The following is a 23,478-nucleotide window of genomic DNA, read 5'->3' as shown; positions in this document are numbered from 1 at the left end:
ACTATATCTCACACATTTACCTGCCACTATATAAGTAACGTCTCAGGGTTCATAATTGCATCCCTGTCCACTGCCAATAAGAAAAATAGAAAAACATGACGATTATTATATATATAGGCATTAATATCGCGCTAACCCTTAATAAATCTCTAGCATCATATGAAATTTCACCTTCCTCATAAAAGAGAAGTAATGCTTTCGAGCTGACCGGAACTGTAACACAATAGTTCATCCCTATTAAACTTAGAAAAACAACTGTTGCAGGATTAACCCCTATCGTTTCGCTAAATAATAATAAACCTGGGATAAAAACAATCGCACGTGTTGTATGTGAAGTGATATATAAATGGCTTGTCACAGTTACAAGCAAAATAATCAATACAATCAGCCATTCCGGAGCGCCTGTAAACAAATACAGTACATTGAGCATTTCTTCTTCAATCCATTTGACGATGCCTGTTTCTACTAGTACCTTTCCAAGTGCTGTTGCCGCAGCAACAAATACAATCAAATTCCAGGAGACTGAACTTATCCCTTGTTTCCAGCTAATGATTCCGAATTTCGGCATCATAATCAGGATTGCACCTATCATCGCTATAAACGCTATATCATATCCATGTATGTTTTCTGTCATCCAACCAAGAATTAAAAATAGAATTAAAATGATTGTCTTTTTCTCTTTTCCGTTCATCGACTTTTTACACTGGATTTCTTCTTCTGATTGTCTGTTTTCAACTTCCTTTAATCCGTCCTTTGGCCATAACTTCCACTTTATTACAAGAATCGAAAACAGTGTAACGACGATTGCAAATGGCACTCCCCATATAAACCACTGAATATAAGAGATGGTTTGATTAACCGTACTCTCCAGTAAACCGATTCCAATTAAATGAGAACCTGCGCCAATTAAGGTTGCTGACGTACTCATTAATATAATCACAGGTGCTATGATAGCTAACACACTTCGTTCTTTATACGAAAAACCTTGACTCAACTGATTAATAATTGGCATTGATAAAGCTGCTCGTCCAGATGTTGAGGGAACGAAAAATGCAGAAGTAAATAACACTGAACTTAATCCAAAAAGTAAATTGTTTTTCTTATTCGACCCCCTCAATATTGAGTGTGTTAATCGTTCTGCCAATCCGGACATTTTAACTGCTTCTCCAATAACAAAAGACCCTATCATAAGCCATACAACTTCTTCAGATAGTGAATCGTATAACAATTCCGGTTCTGCCGCATTCATTAAAATGATAAACACAATGAGACCAATTGCTACAAAACCCGCAGGAATTTTGGTTGCAATCCATAACGTCATAGCCGATAAAAAAGCAAATAAAGAAACTTTTGCACGGTAATCCAACGCACCAATTAGTAAGACTGCAGTCATAAATAGAAGGTGTAAACTAATAATCACTTTTGATCTTACCGTTAATTGTTGAATCCTAGTCTGAATACGAGTTTGCTTTTCCATTTTTCTTTTCATTCTCGTTTTCATTTTTATTACACGCTTTCTTTAAGTTTCATTTTTTGTGCAACATCTAAGCCAATCAAAACTTGTCGGAATACGGACTCCGTGCTTTCTTCTATCCATTTTGGTGCATTTTGTATGGCCTCTTCCAAAGAAGTCGGTTTTTGAATAATGCTGCAATATGCATCTATCCCTGCACGATAGTTTAAATCTGCCCCTTTCCCAATCGTTCCGGTAATCGCAATGACTGGGATGTTATTTTTTTTCGCAATACGCGCGACCTCCGCCGGGATTTTTCCATTTGGCGTTTGAAAATCCAAACTCCCTTCCGCAGTAAATACAAGATCTGCTGTTGAAATTTTTTCTTCAATATTTATGTAGTCCATAATAATATCGAATCGTGGATGTAACATGGCTCCCGTAAAAGCAATGAGTCCTGCACCTAATCCACCAGATGCCCCGCTTCCTGGCAATGAACGAACGTCTATCCCTAATGCCTCTTGAATTAAAGCTGCATAACGTTCTAATGCTGAAGATAGACGTTCAACTTGTTTTGGAGTTGCTCCTTTTTGAGGTCCAAATACTCGGGCAACCCCGCTTTCCCCACATAAAATATTCTTCCAGTTACACGCAACATTAATGGACACATCCTGTAGTCTTTTATCTAAATGAGTCGTTACGATTGAACTCACCTTCATCAAATCTTCCCCGCCATGGATATCGACGAGCTGTCTTTTCTTATCTAAAAACTGAACGCCCAGCGCTTGCGCCATTCCTGCTCCGCCGTCTGACGTGCCTGAATCACCGCAGCCGATCAGTATATTGTCGACACCTAAATCTAGTGCTGCAACAATTAACTCTCCTATACCATAGGTTGTTGTTTTCAAAGGGTTTCTTTGATTTCTCGGCACGAGTTTTAGTCCAGCTACCGCTGCCATTTCAATAACGGCAGTCCGTTTACCATTCTCCACAATAATCCCGAAGTGACTCTCAATCATCTCGCCGATTGGTCCCGTCACTTCTTTATAAATCAATTCCCCACCTTTTATGTTAACAATTGTCTTTGCAAATCCTTCTCCCCCATCAATCATCGGTATAACTTCCATATCGATAGATTGCTCAACACGTCTCACGCCACGTTCCATCGCCAAAGCTACTTCCTCGGCTTCTAAACACTCTTTAAATCCTGACGGCACAATTACAATTTTCATTTTTAACATTCCTCCAACATTAATTTGATTAGTTTCTAATTTAATATCCAAAAATTAGAAATCAGTGAGAAAACCATTAAAAATTAAATTCAAAACCATTAAGGATTATGAGAGGGTTTATTAACATTCACAATTCCGGTTCTCATTTTTTCAACTGAACCGCCCCTCAACTGCATGCCGATGTGCAAGAAGCTTTATTAGAGATGGTATCAGTCTCCGAAACTGCACCATTTCATGTAGGCTGAAGTTAGATGAGAGGAATTTTATTCACTCCTTGACTGATAGATGTTTTTTAGTTAATTTTCATATACTTTATGTTGACTTTATCGCTGTCAAACTTTATATTTGTAATGAGATTGAGAATCGTTATCAATATAAAATTAGACGTTTGGAGATGAAAGTACATGAAGAGAAGTTTTGTGCTGGTGCTTGTCTCTCTGCTACTAATCCTCGCGGCATGCGGGAATAAGAAAAGCACTGATACAACAGGTAGCGAGAAGAAAAACGAAAAAGCTGAAGTAAATTTGTATACGAGCAGACACTATGATGTCGATAACGAGCTGTACAAAAAGTTTGAGGATGAAACAGGAATTAAAGTGAACGTCATCAAAGGAGAAGCTGACGAGTTAATCGAGCGTATTAAACGTGAAGGGACAGCTACACAAGCGGACCTTTTCCTAACTGCCGATGTTGGAAGATTATATCGTGCAAAAGAACAAGGATTACTTCAAGAAGTGTCAAGTGACAAGTTATCGAAACAAATTCCTGAAAAGTTCCGTGATTCTGACGATATGTGGGTAGGTTTAACGAAACGCGCGCGGGTTTTGGTGTATAATAAAGATAAGGTGAAACCTGAAGAGTTATCCACTTATGAAGCACTTGTTGATAATAAATGGAAAGGACGTTTCCTCGTTCGTTCCTCCGAAAGTGTTTACAATCAATCTCTTTTAGCTTCATTCATCGAAATTGACGGTGAAGAAAAAGCGAAAGAATGGGCACAAGGCATTGTCGACAATATGGCACGCAGTCCAGAAGGCGGAGATCGTGACCAAGCAAAGGGCATTGCGGCAGGCATTGGTGACGTTGCAATTATGAACACATATTACTTAGGACAAATGCTAAACTCCCAGGATTCTGAAGAAGTAAAAGTAGCAGAGCAACTAGGCATTTTCTTCCCGAACCAAGAAACAACAGGTACACACGTCAACATTAGTGGAGCCGGTGTTGTAAATGGTTCAAAAAATGCGGATAATGCTTTGAAACTTCTTGAATTCCTAACTGGCGAGGAAGCACAATTTACATTTGCGGAAGCAAACTACGAATATCCAGTTAATCCAGACGTCGAACCAGCGGAACTACTAAAGTCTTGGGGCGAGTTTAAGGAACAGGAAATTCCACTCGAAGTACTTGGAGAAAATAATGCAAAAGCGATCATGCTTTTTAACGAAGTAGGTTGGAAATAGTATCGTGCCCCCTGTCGCTTTTGCGGTAGGGGGTTATTGCGGAACAGGTAAAGGATGGATTTGATCATGAAGAGGCGAATTGCAAACGTGAATGGCTGGACGATTGGTGCATTACTCATTATTATTCTATTGTTTATACCGAACTTATCAATTGTTACAGGAATTTTCGCACCAAACAATGAAAATTGGGAGCATATACGGGAATTCATGCTTCTTAATTATATTAAGTCTTCACTGACACTTGTATTCTTCACGGCCATTCTAACCATTGCAATTGGTCTTAGTCTGGCTTGGCTTATTGCACAATATGACTTTCCACTTCGTAATTTCATGAAATGGTCACTCATCCTACCGTTATCAATACCGCCATTCATTGGCGCCTATACGTATCACGGTATCCTTAATTATACAGGCATCATTCAAAAGACCCTTCGAAATCATTTTGATGTCACTGTAAATCAATCCTATTTCGATATTATGAATGTCCCGGGTGCTATTTTTATATATACATTATTTCTTTATCCATATGTTTACATGATTACTAGAATATTTTTGTCCAATCAAGCTGCATCTCTTATTGAAAGTGCGCGGACACTCGGGAAAGGCTCTATAGAAATCTTTCTGAAAGTCGTACTCCCTATCTCACGTGTATCAATCGTTGGTGGGGTAAGTCTCGTCATACTAGAAGTGTTAAATGACTATGGGGTTGTTAAGTATTTTGGTATTCAAACGTTCAGTACAGCAATTTTCCAGACGTGGTTCGGTTTAGGTGACTTGAATTCATCCATCAAGCTCGCAGCTTGCCTGATGGGGATCGTCATATTCATACTACTTATCGAGTGGGCACTCCGTGGCGGGAAAAAGTATAGTTTTGCATCAACAAAAGTTAGACCGCTGCCGCTTGTTAAATTAACCGGAAAAAAGGCAGCAATGGCGACAGGGTATACGCTTATTATTTTCACGATTGCCTTTCTAATTCCAGTTCTCCAGTTATTGGATTGGGTTATTCTCACATTCGGCAAAGTTCCAATGGAGGAAGTATTGACATACGCGAAAAACTCAATCATTGTTGCAGGCACTGCTGCATTACTTATTATTTTATTCTCCCTTATCATTGGAAACTTTAGTCGTATTACAAAGCATAAATTCGCAAAAGTATTACCCAAATTAACAATTCTTGGGTACTCTATTCCTGGTGCAGTTATCGCAGTTGCAGTCGTTACAACATTTATTGCCATTGACCGATATCTTGCACCTGTCTATATATGGTTAGGCGTAGACTCCGCACTCGTCTTAAGTGTTAGTCTAGTCATGCTAATTAGCGCATATATTATACGTTTTTTCGCAATCGGGTACAATTCGATTGAATCAGGATACACGAAGATCGGTACAGATTTTCGTGATGCCTCACGCATGCTAGGCGTAAGTAGTTTGCGAACTTTTTTCAAAATCGATATTCCGATGATGAAAGGTGCAATTATAAGCGGATTCATTCTTACTTTTGTCGATATATTAAAAGAAATTCCATTGACGCTCATTTTACGACCGTTCAACTATGATACACTAGCGACAAAAGCGTTCCAATATGCAAGTGATGAAAAAATTATGGAAGCATCACAAGCTTCCTTACTCATAGTCGGTGTAAGCGCGATTGCAATATTCATATTTAACAAGTTGCTTAGAGAGGGGCCAAAATAATATGTTTATAGATATTCAAAATATGAGTTTCGCCTATTCGAATTCGTCGACAAATGCGATCGAAAACTTCACACTTACGGTTAACAAAGGTGAAATAATCTCTATACTTGGACGTAGTGGTAGCGGAAAAAGTACAATTCTTCGACTGATTGCTGGACTTGAAATGCCAAAAGGTGGTTCATTTACATTAGGGGATAAGAAAGTGTTTGACGACTATACATTTGTCCAACCTGAAAAACGTGGCATTGGTATGGTATTTCAAGATTATGCGCTTTTCCCGCACATGTCTGTCACGGATAACGTATTATTCGGACTCCCTAAAATGAGCCGTAACGATAAACTAAAACGAGTAAAAGAAGTTTTGGAACTCGTCGAACTAGATGGCTATGAAAAACGCTATCCGCATCAGTTAAGCGGCGGTCAGCAACAACGTGTGGCACTTGCTCGTGCAATCGCTCCACAGCCAGAGCTTATTCTATTGGATGAACCTTTCAGCAACCTAGATACCGATCTTCTCGTTAAAATCCGAGAAGATCTTCGCCGGATTTTAAAGAAAGCCAATGCAACTGCAATATTCGTAACACATAATCAAAACGATGCTCACGCACTTGCGGATCGGATTGTTAAAATTAAAGATGGCCTAATCGATCAAGTCGGACGTCCTTGCGACCTATTAGGCAGTCCAACAGATGAACAAGGCAATATCAGGCTATTACCCGAAGAAGAATTATCTAGTAAAGAACCCGTAAGTGTATAAATAACAATAGTTAGCAGGCCAACATTTTGTTCAAGCTTTTAGTATCGTGACCCATAATGTAGAGATATTTCATTTATCCCTACATTATGGTTTTTTTGTGTTATAGATTGATGAATAATTACACTACGAGATATCACTTCAAAGAATTCTCCAGATTAATTTTGTAGTCATGGTGGAACAATACATATCGTTACTCATTTAAGACTAATTAGTTGTATCTCACCCCATTCTGCATACAATGATAGCGCAGGTATATTAGAAGGAGTGAATTTCTATTTCGCCATTTGTAACGCAATCATTGGAGGAGATTCGTTTTTGGTCACGTATTATGAAGGAACACGCTTTCTTTTTAACTCTTGGATTTACTGCTGATGATACAGAACTCATCCAAGAAGCTAAGGAATACATTGTGATTTTTGAACGGATTGAAGAGCAAATTGCAGATTATAATGAGAAAACAGATCCTGAAGTGATTAGACGACTAAATATACAAGTCTATCAAGCGGCAGCTTCCATTTGGGCATACAAACGAAAAATTCTCGGATTAATCTTGCATTGTAAAATTGGAGGAAACAATTTCCCACTTTTGGTGGATCATATTAGCCGTGAGGCTGCTTATTTTGCTAATCGATTAAAAGACTTAAATGAAGGAAAGCTGCAACCTTTAGCCGACGCAATTGTTAAAGAGAACGTTTTTTTCTTGAAAATCATGGCGGACCATTCAAAGTTTATTGGCCATTTGTTAGATCCTTCCGAGAGAAAACTTGTTGATCAAGCTCAGGAGTTCAGCCATGATTTCGATCAACTTCTTTATCAAGCTATAGATTTAGATTCCATGCGGCCTCAATCAGAAACAAAACCGCTTTTAGGACAATTTCTGGATCAGAACCGCGTTTCTGTCGTTTCATTGCGGGATTTTAAGAAAACGGCTCGAGAATTAATTGAAGAATGCAGAATAAAAAGCATCATACACCCTCTTCTCGCAGACCATGTATTTCGTGAAGCAGACCACTTCCTTACTATTATTGATGCATTTGATGCACATCTCACTGCAGATAAGATGTTATAAAAGGGCGTAAAATTGCTCGCAATCCTTTTCCCCAGAATTATAGACCTTTTTCGAAATTAAAACCTAAAATAAATAAATTAAAGCTTGCATATTGTCTGATAGATTGGTATTTTAGAGTCTATCAGACGTTTTTATATTCTTCTTTTAATTCATTCAATTCAAAGGAGAACTAATCATGAAAGAGGCTAGAAACTATTTTTACTTGTTCGCTAGCCAACCCCACATTTATTCAAAGGAGATGAAATAATGAACCAGGGTCAAAATGAAAAAACAGTAGATTACGCAAAAATTATTCAAACAGATGAATTCAAAAGTTTAGTAAAACGTAAAAAGAAATTTGCTATACCTTATGTTATTTTCTTTTTTGTCGTCTTTTTCACGCTGCCTATCTTAACAAGCTATACATCTATTCTTGAAGCGCGTGCAATTGGTTGGATGACATGGACATGGGTTTATGCATTTGGCATTTTTATTATGGTTTGGGTGCTTACTTCAATTTATATGAATAAAGCAAAAGAGTTCGATGAAAATGTAGAAGAAATCATCAAAAAATACGTTGTAAAGTAAAGGGGGAACTTATGAGTGAGTAGCATATCGATTATCATTTTTATTGGGGTTATAGGACTTACACTTGGCATTACATATTGGGCTGCTAAACAAACTACTACTGCTAGTGATTTTTATACCGCGGGTTCATCTTTAACTGGTTGGCAAAACGGTATGGCGATTGCTGGAGATTATTTATCCGCAGCGTCCTTCCTCGGGATTGCAGGGGCTATTTCTTTAAATGGATTTGATGGGTTCTATTATAGTGTTGGTTGGTTAACCGCTTACTTAGTTGTATTATTTTTAGTTGCCGAGCCGCTTCGTAACTTAGGGAAGTTTACGATGGCAGATATGATTGGTGCTCGCTTTCATGCTAGAAAAGTGCGCGGTGCTGCCGCTTTAAATACCATTACAATTGTTCTATTTTATATGCTTGCACAACTTGTCGGTGCAGGCGCGCTCATTAAACTTCTTTTCGGACTAGAGTATTGGCTTTCTGTGCTCCTAGTCGGTTTCATGATGACGGTTTATGTTTTATTTGGCGGAATGACTGCAACGAGTTGGGTACAAATTGTTAAAGCAGTTTTACTCATGGCAGGTACCATTATTATTTCATTCCTTGTTTTATTAAAATTCAACTTTAACTTTGTAGGTATGTTTGATGCGATGAGAAATGCAACACCACACGGGGAAGCTTTCCTTCATTCTGGTGTTGTTTATAAAGATCCGATTGGTCTCATATCCGTTCTAATTGCGCTCGTATTAGGAACAGCGGGCCTTCCACATATTTTAATGCGCTTCTTTACGGTGAAAGATGCAAAAACAGCACGTTCATCCGTTATTTATGCAGTTTGGATTATTGGACTATTTTATATTCTTACGATTTTCCTAGGCTTTGGCGCTGCAAAGTTCGTTGGCGTAGATGCGATTGTTGCTGAAAATGCCGCGGGGAATATGGCCGCACCGATGCTCGCTGGTGTATTAGGTGGAGAAGCATTAGAGTCATTTGTTGCAGCCGTTGCATTTGCTACCATTCTTGCTGTTGTTGCGGGTCTAGTGTTGTCAGGAGCATCCGCTATTGCACACGACCTTTATGGTGAAATTATTAAAAAAGGAAAAGTGACTGAGAAGCAACAAGTAAATGCCGCTCGAATTGCTTCACTTGGTGTTTCATTCATCTCAATTCTTTTAGCACTCGGTGCTGAAAAGATGAACGTTGCATTCCTAGTTTCACTTGCTTTCTGTATTGCAGCTTCCGCAAACGTGCCAACCATTCTATTTACAATCTATTGGAAGCGCTTTAATACAACAGGCGCAATAGCTTCTATGCTCACTGGTTTATTTACGGCACTCATTCTCGTAGCAATGAGTCCTAACGTTATCAACCCTGTAGAAGGGGCTGCCTTTTTCGTTGGAAATCCAATTTTCCCTTTTGAAAATCCAGCTATAATTTCTGTTCCAGCCGGATTTTTAGCTGCAATTATTGGAACACTCGTATCTTCTAAAGCTAAGGATGAAATTAGCTATGAAGAAGTCAAATTTAAAGCCGAAACTGGCTATAAAGAGCTTGAAAACTAAATTACTTTAAACCGCTCCCCTTCCCTACTACTCTATAATTGGGAGGGGGAGTTAACTATTTTGAAAGTGAGCGATTACACTATGAGGGAAAATGAACGTGTTGCACTCTATCAAAAAATCCATGACCATCCCCTCTTTAAAGGAACATCGGAAAGTGAATTCATAACATTCATGACAGATTGTCAGTTGAAGCATTATCAACAATCCGAAAAAATCGTTTACTTTAAAACGCCTAACGAAGGACTTTTTTTAGTATTAGAAGGAAAAGCAGAGGTCTTTATTGAAAGTGAGAAAGGATTATCTGTGCTACTCGAGGTGTTGCAGGAGGATGAAATCATTGGGTTTTCCCATATTGCACATTATTTAAATCAGTCGGTGTACCCGATTTTAAAACATCGTCTTGACCTAGAGATTGTGGAAAATTCCTATTGCTTACAAATCCCTGCTTCCGTTGTAAAAGCCAGGTTAAAAGATGACGCTGTCCGAGAATATGTATTAAAAGAAATAGCCCTACGCCTGGGTAGTGTTTATGCTTCTCTAGGTGAACAAGTGAAACTCGGGGATGAGTGGGGAAAAAGTGAGCCATTTGTCCGCAGAGCAATAGACTTAATGAGTTCACCTGCCATCACAGTTCAGCTAACCGATTCAGTTAAAGATATTGCCAACGTCATGATTAAGAATTCTATTAGCTCGGTCATGGTTGTTGATCAAAATGAACAATTAGTTGGAATTATTACTGAAAAAGACCTTGTAGAAAGAGTTTTAGGTCAAGGCCTCCCCAACTCACTATGTGCCGTGGATATTATGACATTAAAACCTTTTATCGCCTCTCCCCATGACCATTATTATGAAATTTTATCAATCTTTTATAAAAACGGTATTAAACACTTACCGGTTGTAGACGGGCATGCATTGATAGGCGTGATCACCTTTCAAAATTTAATTTCTAAAAGAGACCGGGGTGCAATGGGGATATTAAAAACGATAGAAGAATCTTCCTTTGATAATTTACCCGTTGTAAAAGAGGCCATCTATGACGTTTTAACAAGCTTAATAGGCGATGAAATTTCGACCATTCATACGTTAGAAATCATTACGAAACTATATGATCGTCTCGCACGGCATTGTGTAAAATTAGCTGTCCAGTCACTAGATAAAAAAGGTTTTGGATTACCACCTGTTGCATTCTCTTGGTATCAAATGGGCAGCGGTGCTCGTGGTGAACAATTTATGCTGACCGATCAAGATCATTTTCTCGTCTATGCCGATATAACTGATGTGCAAAAAAAGACATTAGTAGAGGATTACTTTTCGTTACTTGGTGAAGAAATTGTTCAGCATTTAGAGCAAGTTGGCTATGCAAGGTGCGAAGGAAAAATGATGGCGAATGAAGAGATATGGCGAGGATCCATTTCAGAATGGCAACAACGTCTACAAGAATGGTCAATAAAAGCGACTGACGAACATATATTATTAGGTTATAATTTTTTATCGTTTCGATTTTTATTTGGGAATGTATCGCTAAATAAGGCTTTTATAACGATGGTACAAAGCCAGTTGAAAAATGCGCAAACGTTTCTCTATTACATGGCACAACAAGAACAAAATAAGCCGATACCACAATTCGAACAATCTTTATTCTCCCTCTTTAAAACTAGAGGTAGGCTTGATAGGATTGACATTAAGCTACATGCTTTATTTCCAATGCACCACTGCTTACAAATTTTAGGTGTCCTAAAAAACCTCACTAATCAAACACCCTTACAATTACTAGATGGATTGGTACAAACAGGCGAATTTTCAGTTGGATTTGCGAATGATATACGTCATGCCTATGAAGTTGCCCTTAAAGCGAGAATTCAATTATCATGGAAGAAACATCTTCGTGGAGAAATGAGTTCAACTGAAATAAAGTTTGACTCAATCCGACGATGGGAACGAGATGAACTAAAAACGATGTTAAAAACTGTTCAATCTTTACAAGCGCATTTATTAGCAAAGTTATAATAAAGACGTTGAATAAATGGAAAAACAACTTGGGGGAAGTTAGATGTTTGGAAGAAAAAAAAGACTACCATATACATTAAGTGAATCATTACAGTTGAGTACTAAATTAACAGACATGTCCTTTACTGTTTTTGATACCGAAACAACGGGATTTGCAATTGAAACACATGATCGGCTGATTGAGATTGGCGCTGTTCATGTTGAACAAATGGAAGTGACAGATAAAACCTTCCAAACATTTGCGAATCCGTCTCGTGAAATCCCTGCACATATTACAACACTCACTTCTATTGAACAACATCATGTTAAAGACGCACCGAATTCCCTTGAGGCAATTAAAAATTACTTTCAGTTTGTTGAAGACAATAATAGTAATTGTTGGGTGGGTCACCATTTGACTTTCGATACAATGGTCATTAAAAAAGAACTCCACCGGGCAAAACATTCGGTTGAATTGCCTTCAACTTTTGATACTTATGAGTTAATTGAGCATATCATGCCAAAATTAAAAGCCCTCGACTTAGAAGAATATGCAAAGCTTTTCGGAACTAAAATATTTGAACGCCACCGCGCACTTGGCGATGCGTTAACAACCGCTCATTTGTTTGTTGAAATTATCAAACGGTTAGAACGAAAAGGGATTACAACCCTTGCCGACTTACTACGTATAAAAAATAAGCGTTTGATTTTATTGTGAAGCAATACAATCGCTTAAAAAAATAACAAGAGGCAGAGCTTGCATCACTCTCCTCTTGTTACTATTCATGACTATTTTATTTTCTTCGGCCAAAAACTCCATTTACCTAGCTTGACTAGAATTGTCGGAATAAGGAGTGGCCGAACAATAAACGTATCTATCAATATTCCCAGAGCCATAATGAACCCGAATAATTTAAGTTCATATAGGGGCATGGTCGCCAATACGAGGAATGTTGCAGCGAGAATCAGTCCCGCAGAACTAATGACGCCACCTGTTCTTTCCAACCCTCGGCGAACCGCATTTTCAAATGGCATCACTTTCATTTCTTCACGGATTCTTGCGATGAGCATAATCGAGTAATCGACCCCAAGCGCAATTAAGAATACGAATGTATATAACGGAATTCGATAACTAACTGCTTCAAGTCCTAAAAATTGTTCAAACAAGAAGATGGATAACCCAAGTGTTGCCGCATACGACAATAATATTGTCCCCATCATATAAATGGGCGCTACAATTGATCGCGTTTGTAATCCTAACATAATCGTAATAAGAATTGTCATCATGACCATCACTAGCGTTGTATCACGTTTATCAATATCTCTCAAATCCGCATACTTCGCACTTTCCCCTGCGACATATAACTCTGCGTCTGTTAATCCGGCATCTTTTAACATGTCCTGGCTCTCATCGCGAATTTCAAGGACAGTATCAAAAGCTTTTACATCATATGGATTCCCCGCAAATGTAATAGAGAACTTAGCACTTTTACCGTCCTCCGATAACGGATTGCCAAAAACAGATACATTTTCAATGCCAGATTTCTCTTTGATTTTATCCACGATCGTTTGTAAGCCTTTCGCTTCTAATTCTTGATCAGAAACAAATAATAATGTCCCAGGAGCAAGACTTCCCGGTGAAAACGACTCTGATAATCGTTCATAACCGACACGCGAAGATAAGTCCGCTGGGAATGAATCGATTAAATCGTATGATTCCTTCATATTTGTGACATTCCAAGCACCTAGTAGGAGTAGAAGTGTAATGGGAATCATAAAGAGCACAGGGCGTTTCGTTACTGTATTTGCAACTTTACCCCAAATCGTTTTCTTTTCCTTCGTTTCCTCGCCGTATTTCGGAATAACAGGCCAGAATGCTTTTCTTCCGATAACTGCAAATAGAGCCGGCAATAATGTTAGTCCTGCAATGAGCATGGCTGCAGCCGCAATGACAAAGGCTGGTGCAAAATTACGGTATGGTTCGTAAATCGCAAAAAATAACGTTGCAACGCCAAGAACTATCGTACTTCCGCTAAAGAAAATCGGCTCCCTGATATGACGCATCGTCTCTCGCATAGCCTCATGGACAGATTCATGTCGCTTTAATTCTTCACGGTAACGTGAAAAAATGAGCAATGAGTAATCCGTTACTACCGCAAATAATAAAATTGTCATAATTGAAAGAGCCTGACTTTCAACCGTAAATAACCCCGCAGAAGCGAATATTCCAATGACTCGATCTACTACTGCGTACACAATCGCCGCTGCAACAAGCGGAATTAGTGTAAGAAGCGGTGAGCGATAGATAACGAGTAATAAAATCAAAATGATACCAATCGTTGATAGTAAGAGCACAACGTCTGCACGGCTAAATAACTCAACCGCGTCTGCTGCAATTGCCGCGGGTCCCGTCCATGATAACTCAACATCCGCATCAACATGCTTTGCCACGTCTTCCTTTATGGAATTCATTAATTCGTGTATATCACTGCCCTCTAATCCTTCAGGCAATGTAATTGATGAAAAAAATGTTTTTTTATTATCTGATAGAAACGCTACGCGTTGTTCAGGCGCTAATTCCACCAACGAAGGGACAACGATTTTACCAAATGAAGTAGTTGTTTCAAGTGCCTCAAGTGCTTGAGCAAACTCTAAAATATCCTCGTCTGTCAAACCTTCTTCTTTATGAAGAACTGAGAATAACGGCATGCCGCCATCTTGTGGAAAGTATTTCTCTAGTTGCCGATCCGCAATGATTGCTTCAGCATCAGCTGGTAATCCAGCATCTTTATTCGCTTCTGCAAACTCCTTTGCGCCTGGTGCTAATCCTGACAAAGCAACAGTTAAAGAAACCCAAAGGACAATAGATAGCCACCAAAATCGCTGACCTTTTAACATGATCGTTTGCCTTCTCTATCAGTAAGGAATGTGACGATAACAAATAAGGCAAAACTTACAAGTAAAATTGTCCCTCCAACAATATAGAGAATTAGAGAAAACACTTCATTCACATTAAATGGCTTTAAAAATTGCAGCCACATACCAAGCGTTAAACCAATGGAACCAATGATTGCTGTCCAACCTTGAAAATTGATAAGTTTGTTAGCTCGTACTGAGTAAACTTTATAAAAGATTCCCCAAGCAAACATAGACAACCAGCCAACTAATAAAATATGCGCATGGATTGGACGAAATGCGTATGAGCCCGCTCCTGCCATATGAGATCCTAACACTGTCCCAATCAACCCAAAAATCGCTGACAGACGAATTAGACGTAAACTCCATGTTCTTTGCATCCTAAATTCCTCCCGTGTTGTTGTTATATATTTATCATAAACAACCAACATGAACGGAAGATTAACTTAACATTACATCTTGGGAAGTGTAACAATACAAGCCGTGCCATCCCCGCGCTTGCTATCTATGACAACCTCTCCACCATGTAAAAGAACGACTTCTTGAACAATTGACAAGCCAAGTCCGGTTCCACTAATCTCTTGTGTTCTAGAGTCATCTGCACGATAAAAACGATCAAAAATCCGGTGAAGTTCATTTTCATCTATCCCAATACCGTTATCCCGAATTGTCACAACAATCTTCCCCGAAATTTCCGTTAAACCGATGTCTATCGTGCCTTCTTTCGGAGTATACTTTAACGCATTAGATAACAAATTCTCCCATATCTTTTCAAGAAAACCAGGATCTCCTGTAAATTGAACTCGTTCAAGATTCATCGACAAAGTCATATCTTTCTCTTCTAATAACCATCGATATTTACGAACCGCTTCCTTAAGTTGTTCATCCAACTGAACTGTTTTTAATTCTAGTGGTGCTGATAATTGATCAATGGAAGTTAAGAGGAGTAGCTGTTTAGTAAGGCTGGACAATCGATCCGTTTCTGATTGAATCACTTTTGCATATGCAATTCTTTCTTTTTCCGGTAAATTCTCGCCAAGTAATAGATCAGAATAACCTTTAATATTTAATAAGGGAGATTGAAAGTCATGAGAAACATCACTAATAAACTCTTTGCGAATACGATTATTCTCACTTAACTTTTCCGTCATCTGCTGAAAACTTTGTGCGAGTTGACCAATTTCATCACGCCTATGAATATGTAAATCTCCCGTAAACCGTTCTTCACCGACTTTTTTTGTCGCTTCGGTTAACTCTGTAATTGGATCAATAAGCTTTTTCGCAACAATGAGCATAGCCAGTAAACTGATAATCCCCATCAAGGTGAATAATCCTGCGATAATATAATGCATTTCATTAAACAACATTTTAATATCGGGGCGGATAAACAGCGCATACTTTGTTCCTTTATGAATAAAAGGTAGTCCAACTGTATTCACTAGTTCATTAGAAAAAAATCCGGTTACAAAAGTCTCGCTCGGTAGGTTTGCCATTCCATGATAAGCTTGTCCATCCAATACTTTATCCACGGATTCTTTAGGAAGATTTTCAACACGAAATGGCTCGCCATAAAATGTAGCAGTCCCCGATTCATCGACTACGTATAGCTTATAGCCCGTAGCTGCCTGCGTTTCTAAAAATTCTTCAAGAGATACCCCTTCGTTTGTTTCAATGAACATTACGAGGCTTTGAGCAATGCTCATATTTTTTTCATCATTTTGCACTTTCAACACTTGATGATAATATGTATTAATCCCTAAAAAAGCCAATAACCCACTAGTTATCATAATCGCGGCTGTCATCAACACGAGTTTACTGTAAAGAGACCTCATCATTCCAATACCTCTAGTTTATAACCAACACCTCGTACAGTAGCGATTTTTACATTAGGTGTTAACTTCTGCAATTTTTCACGAACACGTTTAATATGTACATTGAGCGTTTGCTCATCGCCTTCATAGTCATAGCCCCAAACACGTTCCAACAAAATATCTCTTGTAAATACCGTGTTTAAACGCGAAGCCAACACGGATAATAATTCAAATTCCTTTAAGGGTAGCAATAAAATTTTATTTCCAACTAAAACTTCATAACTTTGCCGATTAATATTCAATGGCCCTGCTTGAATAAAAGCGTCAACTGCTTTGTCGTACCTGCGCAAAATAGCATTTATCCTAAATTGTAATTCTTTCGGTTCAAATGGTTTTACAACGTAATCATCTGAACCAGAAAGAAATCCTTTCTCCTTGTCTGCTAGCTCCCCTTTTGCTGTTAACAATAAAACGGGAATATCTGTCGTCGAACGAATTTTTCGGGTCAATGTATAACCGTCCATGCCAGGCATCATTACGTCTACAACAACTAAATCAGGATAATCCATCTCAATGATTTCAAGTGCTTCAAATCCATTTGACGCTTTTTGAACGGCATATCCCGCTTGGGTTAATTGAATACTTACAAGCTCCAAAATATTGGGATCGTCATCAACGACTAATATTTTTAACATATTTACCTTCTCCTTTTCCTAGAAGATCTTCGAAATTCAGCATTTAACAATCCAGACAATAAAATAATTATAGCTGTTGAATAAAACCAAAGTACAAGTAAAATGATACCAGACAATTGTCCATACAAGAGGGTATAGTCAACATTTGATACATATTTGCCAAATGATAGCGAAAACAACTGCCAACCGATTGTTGTAAATAAAGCCCCCGGTAACACGGTTTTGATTGCCATTTTACCAGTCGGGACAATCTTATAAAACAGTAGAAAAAAAGCTAACAAAAACAACGAGCCCATCCCCCATCGAATCGCGGGGCGAATATATAACCAGCTATGCCATGCATGCACTGAATCAGCATGCGTCATCATTCGATGTAACGCCTCATCAATTATCGGTAAAAATAAAGACAATGGGATGACAAGCATAAACAATAAGGTTATGCCTAGATCTCGTATGAGTACTTGCCAAAAGGGGTACTGGCGCTTATGTCCATTTGCTAAGTCTAACGAGCGTGCAAGTGATTGTACCGCCATAGACGACAACCAGAACGCTCCTGCCAAGCTCATATAAACAACATTTCCTTGGTTTTTATTCAAAATTACATGTAAGTTTTTTTCAATTAACAGGAAAGCTTCAACAGGGGTAAAGGGTTCTAGAAAATTTAACAATACTTCTTCGTTAACTGTAAAGAAACTAAGTAAGGAAAATAGAAAGATAAGAAATGGTAACATCGATAGTAATAAATAGTAAGCAGTTTGCGCGGCTTGATCAAAAAATCGTTCTTTGAAGAAACGACTGATTACGCGTTTGACAGTTTTCATCGCTTCACCTCTTCTTTTAATATACCCTTTATCATCTCAAGTCATGAAGGTTTATAGAGAAATTATCAAAAGAAGGAGGGGTGAAAAGATTGTATCGTTAATAAATAAACATCTATGGGCGTTAAGCACTTTTTACTTTGTTTAAAGCTGAATTTCGTTAACTATTGATAATCAAGACACGCCTAGTTAAGTTATAAATTGAGGGAAATGTAAATATAGCACTTGAATTCATGGAACAACAAAAAGAGCCACTACCATAAGGTAATGACTCTTTTAGTGCTTGGCAACGTCCTACTCTTGCAGGGGCTAACCCCAACTACCATCGGCGCTGAAGAGCTTAACTTCCGTGTTCGGTATGGGAACGGGTGTGACCTCTTCGCTATCGCCACCAAACTATTGAGCTTGTTCACTCAAAACTGGATAAACAAAACATTGAATACAACAAACTGCAATGTATTTAAGGATAAGTCCTCAATCGATTAGTATCCGTCAGCTGCACATGTCGCCATGCTTCCACCTCGGACCTATCAACCTCATCATCTTTGAGGGATTTTACTTACTTGCGTAATGGGAAATCTCATCTTGAGGGGGGCTTCATGCTTAGATGCTTTCAGCATTTATCCCGTCCATACGTAGCTACCCAGCTATGCCTTTGGCAAGACAACTGGTACACCAGCGGTATGTCCATCCCGGTCCTCTCGTACTAAGGACAGCTCCTCTCAAATTTCCTGCGCCCGCGACGGATAGGGACCGAACTGTCTCACGACGTTCTGAACCCAGCTCGCGTACCGCTTTAATGGGCGAACAGCCCAACCCTTGGGACCGACTACAGCCCCAGGATGCGATGAGCCGACATCGAGGTGCCAAACCTCCCCGTCGATGTGAACTCTTGGGAGAGATAAGCCTGTTATCCCCGGGGTAGCTTTTATCCGTTGAGCGATGGCCCTTCCATGCGGAACCACCGGATCACTAAGCCCGTCTTTCGACCCTGCTCGACTTGTAGGTCTCGCAGTCAAGCTCCCTTATGCCTTTGCACTCTACGAATGATGTCCAACCATTCTGAGGGAACCTTTGGGCGCCTCCGTTACTCTTTAGGAGGCGACCGCCCCAGTCAAACTGCCCGCCTGACACTGTCTCCTACCCCGCTAAGGGGCATGGGTTAGAATTCCAATACAGTCAGGGTAGTATCCCACCGATGCCTCCACCGAAGCTGGCGCTCCGGTTTCAAAGGCTCCTACCTATCCTGTACAGACTGCATCAGAATTCAATATCAGGTTGCAGTAAAGCTCCACGGGGTCTTTCCGTCCTGTCGCGGGTAACCTGCATCTTCACAGGTACTATAATTTCACCGAGTCTCTCGTTGAGACAGTGCCCAGATCGTTACGCCTTTCGTGCGGGTCGGAGCTTACCCGACAAGGAATTTCGCTACCTTAGGACCGTTATAGTTACGGCCGCCGTTTACTGGGGCTTCGGTTCAAAGCTTCGCTTGCGCTAACCTCTCCCCTTAACCTTCCAGCACCGGGCAGGCGTCAGCCCCTATACGTCACCTTACGGTTTTGCAGAGACCTGTGTTTTTGCTAAACAGTCGCCTGGGCCTATTCACTGCGGCTCTCTCGGGCTTTAACACCCTATCAGAGCACCCCTTCTCCCGAAGTTACGGGGTCATTTTGCCGAGTTCCTTAACGAGAGTTCTCTCGATCACCTTAGGATTCTCTCCTCGCCTACCTGTGTCGGTTTGCGGTACGGGCACCTCCCGCCTCGTTAGAGGCTTTTCTTGGCAGCGTGAAATCAGGGACTCCGGGGAAAATTCCCCTTGCTATCACAGCTCAATGTTATAGAAACGGGATTTGCCTCGTTTCACACCTTACTGCTTAGACGCACATTACCAACCGTGCGCTCACCCTATCCTACTGCGTCCCCCCATTACTCAAACGGCGGGGAGGTGGTACAGGAATATCAACCTGTTGTCCATCGTCTACGCCTTTCGGCCTCGACTTAGGTCCCGACTAACCCTGAGCGGACGAGCCTTCCTCAGGAAACCTTAGGCATTCGGTGGAAGGGATTCTCACCCTTCTTTCGCTACTCATACCGGCATTCTCACTTCTAGGCGCTCCACTAGTCCTTACAGTCTAGCTTCGACGCCCCTAGAACGCTCTCCTACCACTGACACCAAAGGTGTCAATCCACAGTTTCGGTGATTCGTTTAGCCCCGGTACATTTTCGGCGCAGCGCCACTCGACCAGTGAGCTATTACGCACTCTTTAAATGGTGGCTGCTTCTAAGCCAACATCCTGGTTGTCTGGGCAACGCCACATCCTTTTCCACTTAACGAATACTTGGGGACCTTAACTGGTGGTCTGGGTTGTTTCCCTCTCGACTACGAATCTTATCACCCGCAGTCTGACTCCCAAACAAAAATCATCGGCATTCGGAGTTTGTCTGAATTCGGTAACCCGGGATGGGCCCCTAGTCCAAACAGTGCTCTACCTCCGAGATTCTAACGTTTGAGGCTAGCCCTAAAGCTATTTCGGAGAGAACCAGCTATCTCCAGGTTCGATTGGAATTTCACCGCTACCCACACCTCATCCCCGCATTTTTCAACATACGTGGGTTCGGGCCTCCAGTAAGTGTTACCTTACCTTCACCCTGGACATGGGTAGATCACCTGGTTTCGGGTCTACGACTACATACTAAAACGCCCTATTCAGACTCGCTTTCGCTGCGGCTCCGCATTCTCTGCTTAACCTTGCATGTAATCAGTAACTCGCCGGTTCATTCTACAAAAGGCACGCCATCACTCAGCTTGTTTCCGAAGAAACAGCATCGAGCTCTGACTACTTGTAGGCACACGGTTTCAGGATCTATTTCACTCCCCTTCCGGGGTGCTTTTCACCTTTCCCTCACGGTACTGGTTCACTATCGGTCACTAGGAAGTATTTAGCCTTGGGAGATGGTCCTCCCGGATTCCAACGGAATTTCACGTGTTCCGTCGTACTCAGGATCCACTCTGGAGAGAATACACTTTTGATTACGGGGCTATTACCCACTATGGCAGACCTTTCCAGGTCGCTTCATCTAATGCATTCCTTTGTAACTCCGTATAGAGTGTCCTACAACCCCAGGAAGCAAGCTTCCTGGTTTGGGCTGTTCCCGTTTCGCTCGCCGCTACTCAGGGAATCGATTTTCTTTCTCTTCCTCCGGGTACTTAGATGTTTCAGTTCTCCGGGTGTGCCTCATATACGCTATGTATTCACGTATATGTACTGTTCCATTACGAACAGTGGGTTTCCCCATTCGGAAATCTCTGGATCAAAGCTTACTTACAGCTCCCCAGAGCATATCGGTGTTAGTGCCGTCCTTCATAGGCTCCTAGTGCCAAGGCATCCGCCGTGCGCCCTTTCTAACTTAACCTTAAAACCAACGTTGTATAGCGATATACAACAATTGATTTATACATTACTACATTTGTGTTTATTTCAATGTCGTTTTATCCAGTTTTCAAAGAACAAAAAAACTCTTTATTAGAGTGTTTGGTGGAGCCTAGCGGGATCGAACCGCTGACCTCCTGCGTGCAAGGCAGGCGCTCTCCCAGCTGAGCTAAGGCCCCCGAAAGTGTTTTAAAATGGTGGGCCTAAGTGGACTCGAACCACCGACCTCACGCTTATCAGGCGTGCGCTCTAACCAGCTGAGCTATAGGCCCCTTTCGGGAAAGTTATGAAGTTACTAATTGAATTAGCTATCCTTATAAACCTTCAAAACTGAACGCAAAACGTCAAGTTGAAGAGAACTTTCTCTTCATTCCGTTAAATATCCTTAGAAAGGAGGTGATCCAGCCGCACCTTCCGATACGGCTACCTTGTTACGACTTCACCCCAATCATCTGTCCCACCTTCGGCGGCTGGCTCCCAAAAGGGTTACCCCACCGACTTCGGGTGTTACAAACTCTCGTGGTGTGACGGGCGGTGTGTACAAGACCCGGGAACGTATTCACCGTGGCATGCTGATCCACGATTACTAGCGATTCCTGCTTCATGCAGGCGAGTTGCAGCCTGCAATCCGAACTGGGAACGGTTTTATGGGATTAGCTCCCCCTCGCGGGTTGGCAACCCTCTGTACCGTCCATTGTAGCACGTGTGTAGCCCAGGTCATAAGGGGCATGATGATTTGACGTCATCCCCACCTTCCTCCGGTTTGTCACCGGCAGTCACCTTAGAGTGCCCAACTGAATGCTGGCAACTAAGGTCAAGGGTTGCGCTCGTTACGGGACTTAACCCAACATCTCACGACACGAGCTGACGACAACCATGCACCACCTGTCACCGCTGTCCCCGAAGGGAAAGGTATATCTCTATACCGGTCAGCGGGATGTCAAGACCTGGTAAGGTTCTTCGCGTAGCTTCGAATTAAACCACATGCTCCACCGCTTGTGCGGGTCCCCGTCAATTCCTTTGAGTTTCAGCCTTGCGGCCGTACTCCCCAGGCGGAGTGCTTAATGCGTTTGCTCCAGCACTAAGGGGCGGAAACCCCCTAACACTTAGCACTCATCGTTTACGGCATGGACTACCAGGGTATCTAATCCTGTTTGCTCCCCATGCTTTCGCGCCTCAGCGTCAGTTACAGACCAGAAAGCCGCCTTCGCCACTGGTGTTCCTCCACATCTCTACGCATTTCACCGCTACACGTGGAATTCCGCTTTCCTCTTCTGTACTCAAGCCTTCCAGTTTCCAATGACCTTCCACGGTTAAGCCGTGGGCTTTCACATCAGACTTAAAAGGCCGCCTGCGCGCGCTTTACGCCCAATAATTCCGGACAACGCTTGCCACCTACGTATTACCGCGGCTGCTGGCACGTAGTTAGCCGTGGCTTTCTAATGAGGTACCGTCAAGGTACAGGCAGTTACTCCTGTACTTGTTCTTCCCTCACAACAGAGCTTTACGATCCGAAAACCTTCTTCGCTCACGCGGCGTTGCTCCATCAGACTTTCGTCCATTGTGGAAGATTCCCTACTGCTGCCTCCCGTAGGAGTCTGGGCCGTGTCTCAGTCCCAGTGTGGCCGATCACCCTCTCAGGTCGGCTACGCATCGTCGCCTTGGTAAGCCGTTACCTCACCAACTAGCTAATGCGCCGCGGGCCCATCCTGCAGTGACAGCATAGCCGTCTTTCAGAGTTCCTTCATGCGAAGGAACTGATTATTCGGTATTAGCCCCGGTTTCCCGGAGTTATCCCCAACTGCAGGGCAGGTTGCCCACGTGTTACTCACCCATCCGCCGCTAACAAAGGAAGAAACAAGTTTCTTCCTTGTTCGCTCGACTTGCATGTATTAGGCACGCCGCCAGCGTTCGTCCTGAGCCAGGATCAAACTCTCCATAATAGAGAAATTCGATTAGCTCGATTTCTTTGCTGGCATCATTAAGATGTCCAATTTTGAATCCGAAGATTCTTTTCCTACAAAC

The 23,478-nt window shown here is 41.3% G+C and carries 15 protein-coding genes, 2 tRNA genes and 3 rRNA genes; 8 read left to right on the top strand and 12 right to left on the bottom strand.

The window, feature by feature from the left end; genetic code table 11:
- Positions 1 to 49 precede the first annotated feature (49 nt).
- Both AB1H92_RS00670 and AB1H92_RS00665 read right to left on the bottom strand, forming a co-directional pair.
- Positions 50 to 1,501 carry an SLC13 family permease gene (locus AB1H92_RS00670; RefSeq protein WP_243835623.1) on the bottom strand — a complete coding sequence of 484 codons (1,452 nt, stop codon included), beginning with the start codon at positions 1,499 to 1,501 and terminating at the stop codon, positions 50 to 52.
- Between the two features lie 5 nt (positions 1,502 to 1,506).
- Positions 1,507 to 2,685, bottom strand: coding sequence for a glycerate kinase (locus tag AB1H92_RS00665; protein ID WP_115359691.1), 1,179 nt, complete (start codon positions 2,683 to 2,685; stop codon positions 1,507 to 1,509).
- Between the two features lie 404 nt (positions 2,686 to 3,089).
- On the opposite strand from AB1H92_RS00665, the gene AB1H92_RS00660 reads away from it, so the two are divergent.
- From AB1H92_RS00660 to AB1H92_RS00625, 8 genes are all read left to right on the top strand, one after another.
- Positions 3,090 to 4,148 (top strand): Fe(3+) ABC transporter substrate-binding protein, encoded by a 1,059-nt coding sequence (locus tag AB1H92_RS00660; protein WP_115359690.1) that lies wholly within the window; start codon positions 3,090 to 3,092, stop codon positions 4,146 to 4,148.
- Positions 4,149 to 4,214: 66 nt separating this feature from the next.
- The gene (locus AB1H92_RS00655; RefSeq protein ID WP_115363982.1) at positions 4,215 to 5,846 is read left to right on the top strand and encodes an iron ABC transporter permease; all 1,632 of its coding nucleotides are present in this window, start codon (positions 4,215 to 4,217) and stop codon (positions 5,844 to 5,846) included.
- A gap of 1 nt (position 5,847) precedes the next feature.
- The gene (locus AB1H92_RS00650) at positions 5,848 to 6,603 is read left to right on the top strand and encodes an ABC transporter ATP-binding protein (RefSeq protein WP_115359689.1); all 756 of its coding nucleotides are present in this window, start codon (positions 5,848 to 5,850) and stop codon (positions 6,601 to 6,603) included.
- Between the two features lie 328 nt (positions 6,604 to 6,931).
- Positions 6,932 to 7,672, top strand: coding sequence for a DUF2935 domain-containing protein (locus tag AB1H92_RS00645; RefSeq protein ID WP_115363980.1), 741 nt, complete (start codon positions 6,932 to 6,934; stop codon positions 7,670 to 7,672).
- 246 nt (positions 7,673 to 7,918) lie between these two features.
- Positions 7,919 to 8,239 carry a DUF485 domain-containing protein gene (locus tag AB1H92_RS00640; RefSeq protein ID WP_115359688.1) on the top strand — a complete coding sequence of 107 codons (321 nt, stop codon included), beginning with the start codon at positions 7,919 to 7,921 and terminating at the stop codon, positions 8,237 to 8,239.
- A gap of 15 nt (positions 8,240 to 8,254) precedes the next feature.
- Positions 8,255 to 9,796, top strand: a complete 1,542-nt coding sequence (locus tag AB1H92_RS00635) for a cation acetate symporter (RefSeq protein ID WP_115359687.1) — start codon at positions 8,255 to 8,257, stop codon at positions 9,794 to 9,796.
- A gap of 66 nt (positions 9,797 to 9,862) precedes the next feature.
- On the top strand, positions 9,863 to 11,803 hold the full coding sequence (locus AB1H92_RS00630) for a DUF294 nucleotidyltransferase-like domain-containing protein (RefSeq protein WP_243835832.1): 1,941 nt from the start codon (positions 9,863 to 9,865) through the stop codon (positions 11,801 to 11,803).
- Positions 11,804 to 11,846: 43 nt separating this feature from the next.
- Positions 11,847 to 12,500 carry a PolC-type DNA polymerase III gene (locus AB1H92_RS00625; RefSeq protein WP_115359685.1) on the top strand — a complete coding sequence of 218 codons (654 nt, stop codon included), beginning with the start codon at positions 11,847 to 11,849 and terminating at the stop codon, positions 12,498 to 12,500.
- 71 nt (positions 12,501 to 12,571) lie between these two features.
- Here AB1H92_RS00625 and AB1H92_RS00620 read toward each other — a convergent pair whose 3' ends face one another.
- The 10 genes from AB1H92_RS00620 to AB1H92_RS00575 all read right to left on the bottom strand — a co-directional run bounded on the left by AB1H92_RS00620 (position 12,572) and on the right by AB1H92_RS00575 (position 23,396).
- A complete protein-coding gene (locus AB1H92_RS00620; protein WP_115359684.1) occupies positions 12,572 to 14,680 on the bottom strand; it encodes an MMPL family transporter in 2,109 nt (702 codons plus the stop codon).
- Positions 14,674 to 15,078: a hypothetical protein gene (locus AB1H92_RS00615; protein ID WP_115359683.1), complete on the bottom strand. Its 405-nt coding sequence runs from the start codon at positions 15,076 to 15,078 to the stop codon at positions 14,674 to 14,676. Before AB1H92_RS00615 ends, AB1H92_RS00620 begins: the two co-directional genes overlap by 7 nt.
- Before the next feature lie 72 nt (positions 15,079 to 15,150).
- Positions 15,151 to 16,533 (bottom strand): HAMP domain-containing sensor histidine kinase, encoded by a 1,383-nt coding sequence (locus AB1H92_RS00610; protein ID WP_243835624.1) that lies wholly within the window; start codon positions 16,531 to 16,533, stop codon positions 15,151 to 15,153.
- A complete protein-coding gene (locus tag AB1H92_RS00605; RefSeq protein WP_115359682.1) occupies positions 16,530 to 17,204 on the bottom strand; it encodes a response regulator transcription factor in 675 nt (224 codons plus the stop codon). Before AB1H92_RS00605 ends, AB1H92_RS00610 begins: the two co-directional genes overlap by 4 nt.
- Before the next feature lie 2 nt (positions 17,205 to 17,206).
- A complete protein-coding gene (locus AB1H92_RS00600) occupies positions 17,207 to 18,025 on the bottom strand; it encodes a YihY/virulence factor BrkB family protein (RefSeq protein ID WP_115359681.1) in 819 nt (272 codons plus the stop codon).
- Positions 18,026 to 18,303: 278 nt separating this feature from the next.
- A 5S ribosomal RNA gene (gene rrf / locus AB1H92_RS00595) occupies positions 18,304 to 18,418 on the bottom strand.
- 66 nt (positions 18,419 to 18,484) lie between these two features.
- Positions 18,485 to 21,436, bottom strand: a 23S ribosomal RNA gene (locus AB1H92_RS00590).
- Positions 21,437 to 21,556: 120 nt separating this feature from the next.
- A tRNA-Ala gene (locus AB1H92_RS00585) sits at positions 21,557 to 21,632 on the bottom strand.
- Between the two features lie 16 nt (positions 21,633 to 21,648).
- A tRNA-Ile gene (locus AB1H92_RS00580) sits at positions 21,649 to 21,725 on the bottom strand.
- Between the two features lie 117 nt (positions 21,726 to 21,842).
- Positions 21,843 to 23,396: ribosomal RNA gene (locus tag AB1H92_RS00575) — 16S ribosomal RNA — on the bottom strand.
- The 16S, 23S and 5S rRNA genes sit together here with 2 tRNA genes alongside, the layout of an rRNA operon.
- Positions 23,397 to 23,478: the final 82 nt, after the last annotated feature.

Origin of the sequence: Sporosarcina pasteurii (assembly GCF_041295575.1) — a bacterium.
Classification (GTDB): Bacteria; Bacillota; Bacilli; order Bacillales_A; family Planococcaceae; genus Sporosarcina; species Sporosarcina pasteurii.
The sequence above is the reverse complement of the archived record's forward strand: the minus strand, read 5'-3'. Positions and strand labels throughout refer to the sequence as shown.

Excerpts from the sequence above, each read along its gene's own strand:
- AB1H92_RS00650 (WP_115359689.1), top strand. The coding sequence starts at position 5,848 with ATGTTTATAGATATTCAAAATATGAGTTTCGCCTATTCGAATTCGTCG.
- AB1H92_RS00620 (WP_115359684.1), bottom strand. The coding sequence starts at position 14,680 with ATGTTAAAAGGTCAGCGATTTTGGTGGCTATCTATTGTCCTTTGGGTT.
- AB1H92_RS00655 (WP_115363982.1), top strand. The coding sequence starts at position 4,215 with ATGAAGAGGCGAATTGCAAACGTGAATGGCTGGACGATTGGTGCATTA.
- AB1H92_RS00600 (WP_115359681.1), bottom strand. The coding sequence starts at position 18,025 with ATGAAAACTGTCAAACGCGTAATCAGTCGTTTCTTCAAAGAACGATTT.
- AB1H92_RS00670 (WP_243835623.1), bottom strand. The coding sequence starts at position 1,501 with ATGAAAACGAGAATGAAAAGAAAAATGGAAAAGCAAACTCGTATTCAG.
- AB1H92_RS00660 (WP_115359690.1), top strand. The coding sequence starts at position 3,090 with ATGAAGAGAAGTTTTGTGCTGGTGCTTGTCTCTCTGCTACTAATCCTC.
- AB1H92_RS00665 (WP_115359691.1), bottom strand. The coding sequence starts at position 2,685 with ATGAAAATTGTAATTGTGCCGTCAGGATTTAAAGAGTGTTTAGAAGCC.
- AB1H92_RS00615 (WP_115359683.1), bottom strand. The coding sequence starts at position 15,078 with ATGCAAAGAACATGGAGTTTACGTCTAATTCGTCTGTCAGCGATTTTT.
- AB1H92_RS00625 (WP_115359685.1), top strand. The coding sequence starts at position 11,847 with ATGTTTGGAAGAAAAAAAAGACTACCATATACATTAAGTGAATCATTA.
- AB1H92_RS00605 (WP_115359682.1), bottom strand. The coding sequence starts at position 17,204 with ATGTTAAAAATATTAGTCGTTGATGACGATCCCAATATTTTGGAGCTT.
- AB1H92_RS00645 (WP_115363980.1), top strand. The coding sequence starts at position 6,932 with ATGAAGGAACACGCTTTCTTTTTAACTCTTGGATTTACTGCTGATGAT.
- AB1H92_RS00610 (WP_243835624.1), bottom strand. The coding sequence starts at position 16,533 with ATGATGAGGTCTCTTTACAGTAAACTCGTGTTGATGACAGCCGCGATT.
- AB1H92_RS00640 (WP_115359688.1), top strand. The coding sequence starts at position 7,919 with ATGAACCAGGGTCAAAATGAAAAAACAGTAGATTACGCAAAAATTATT.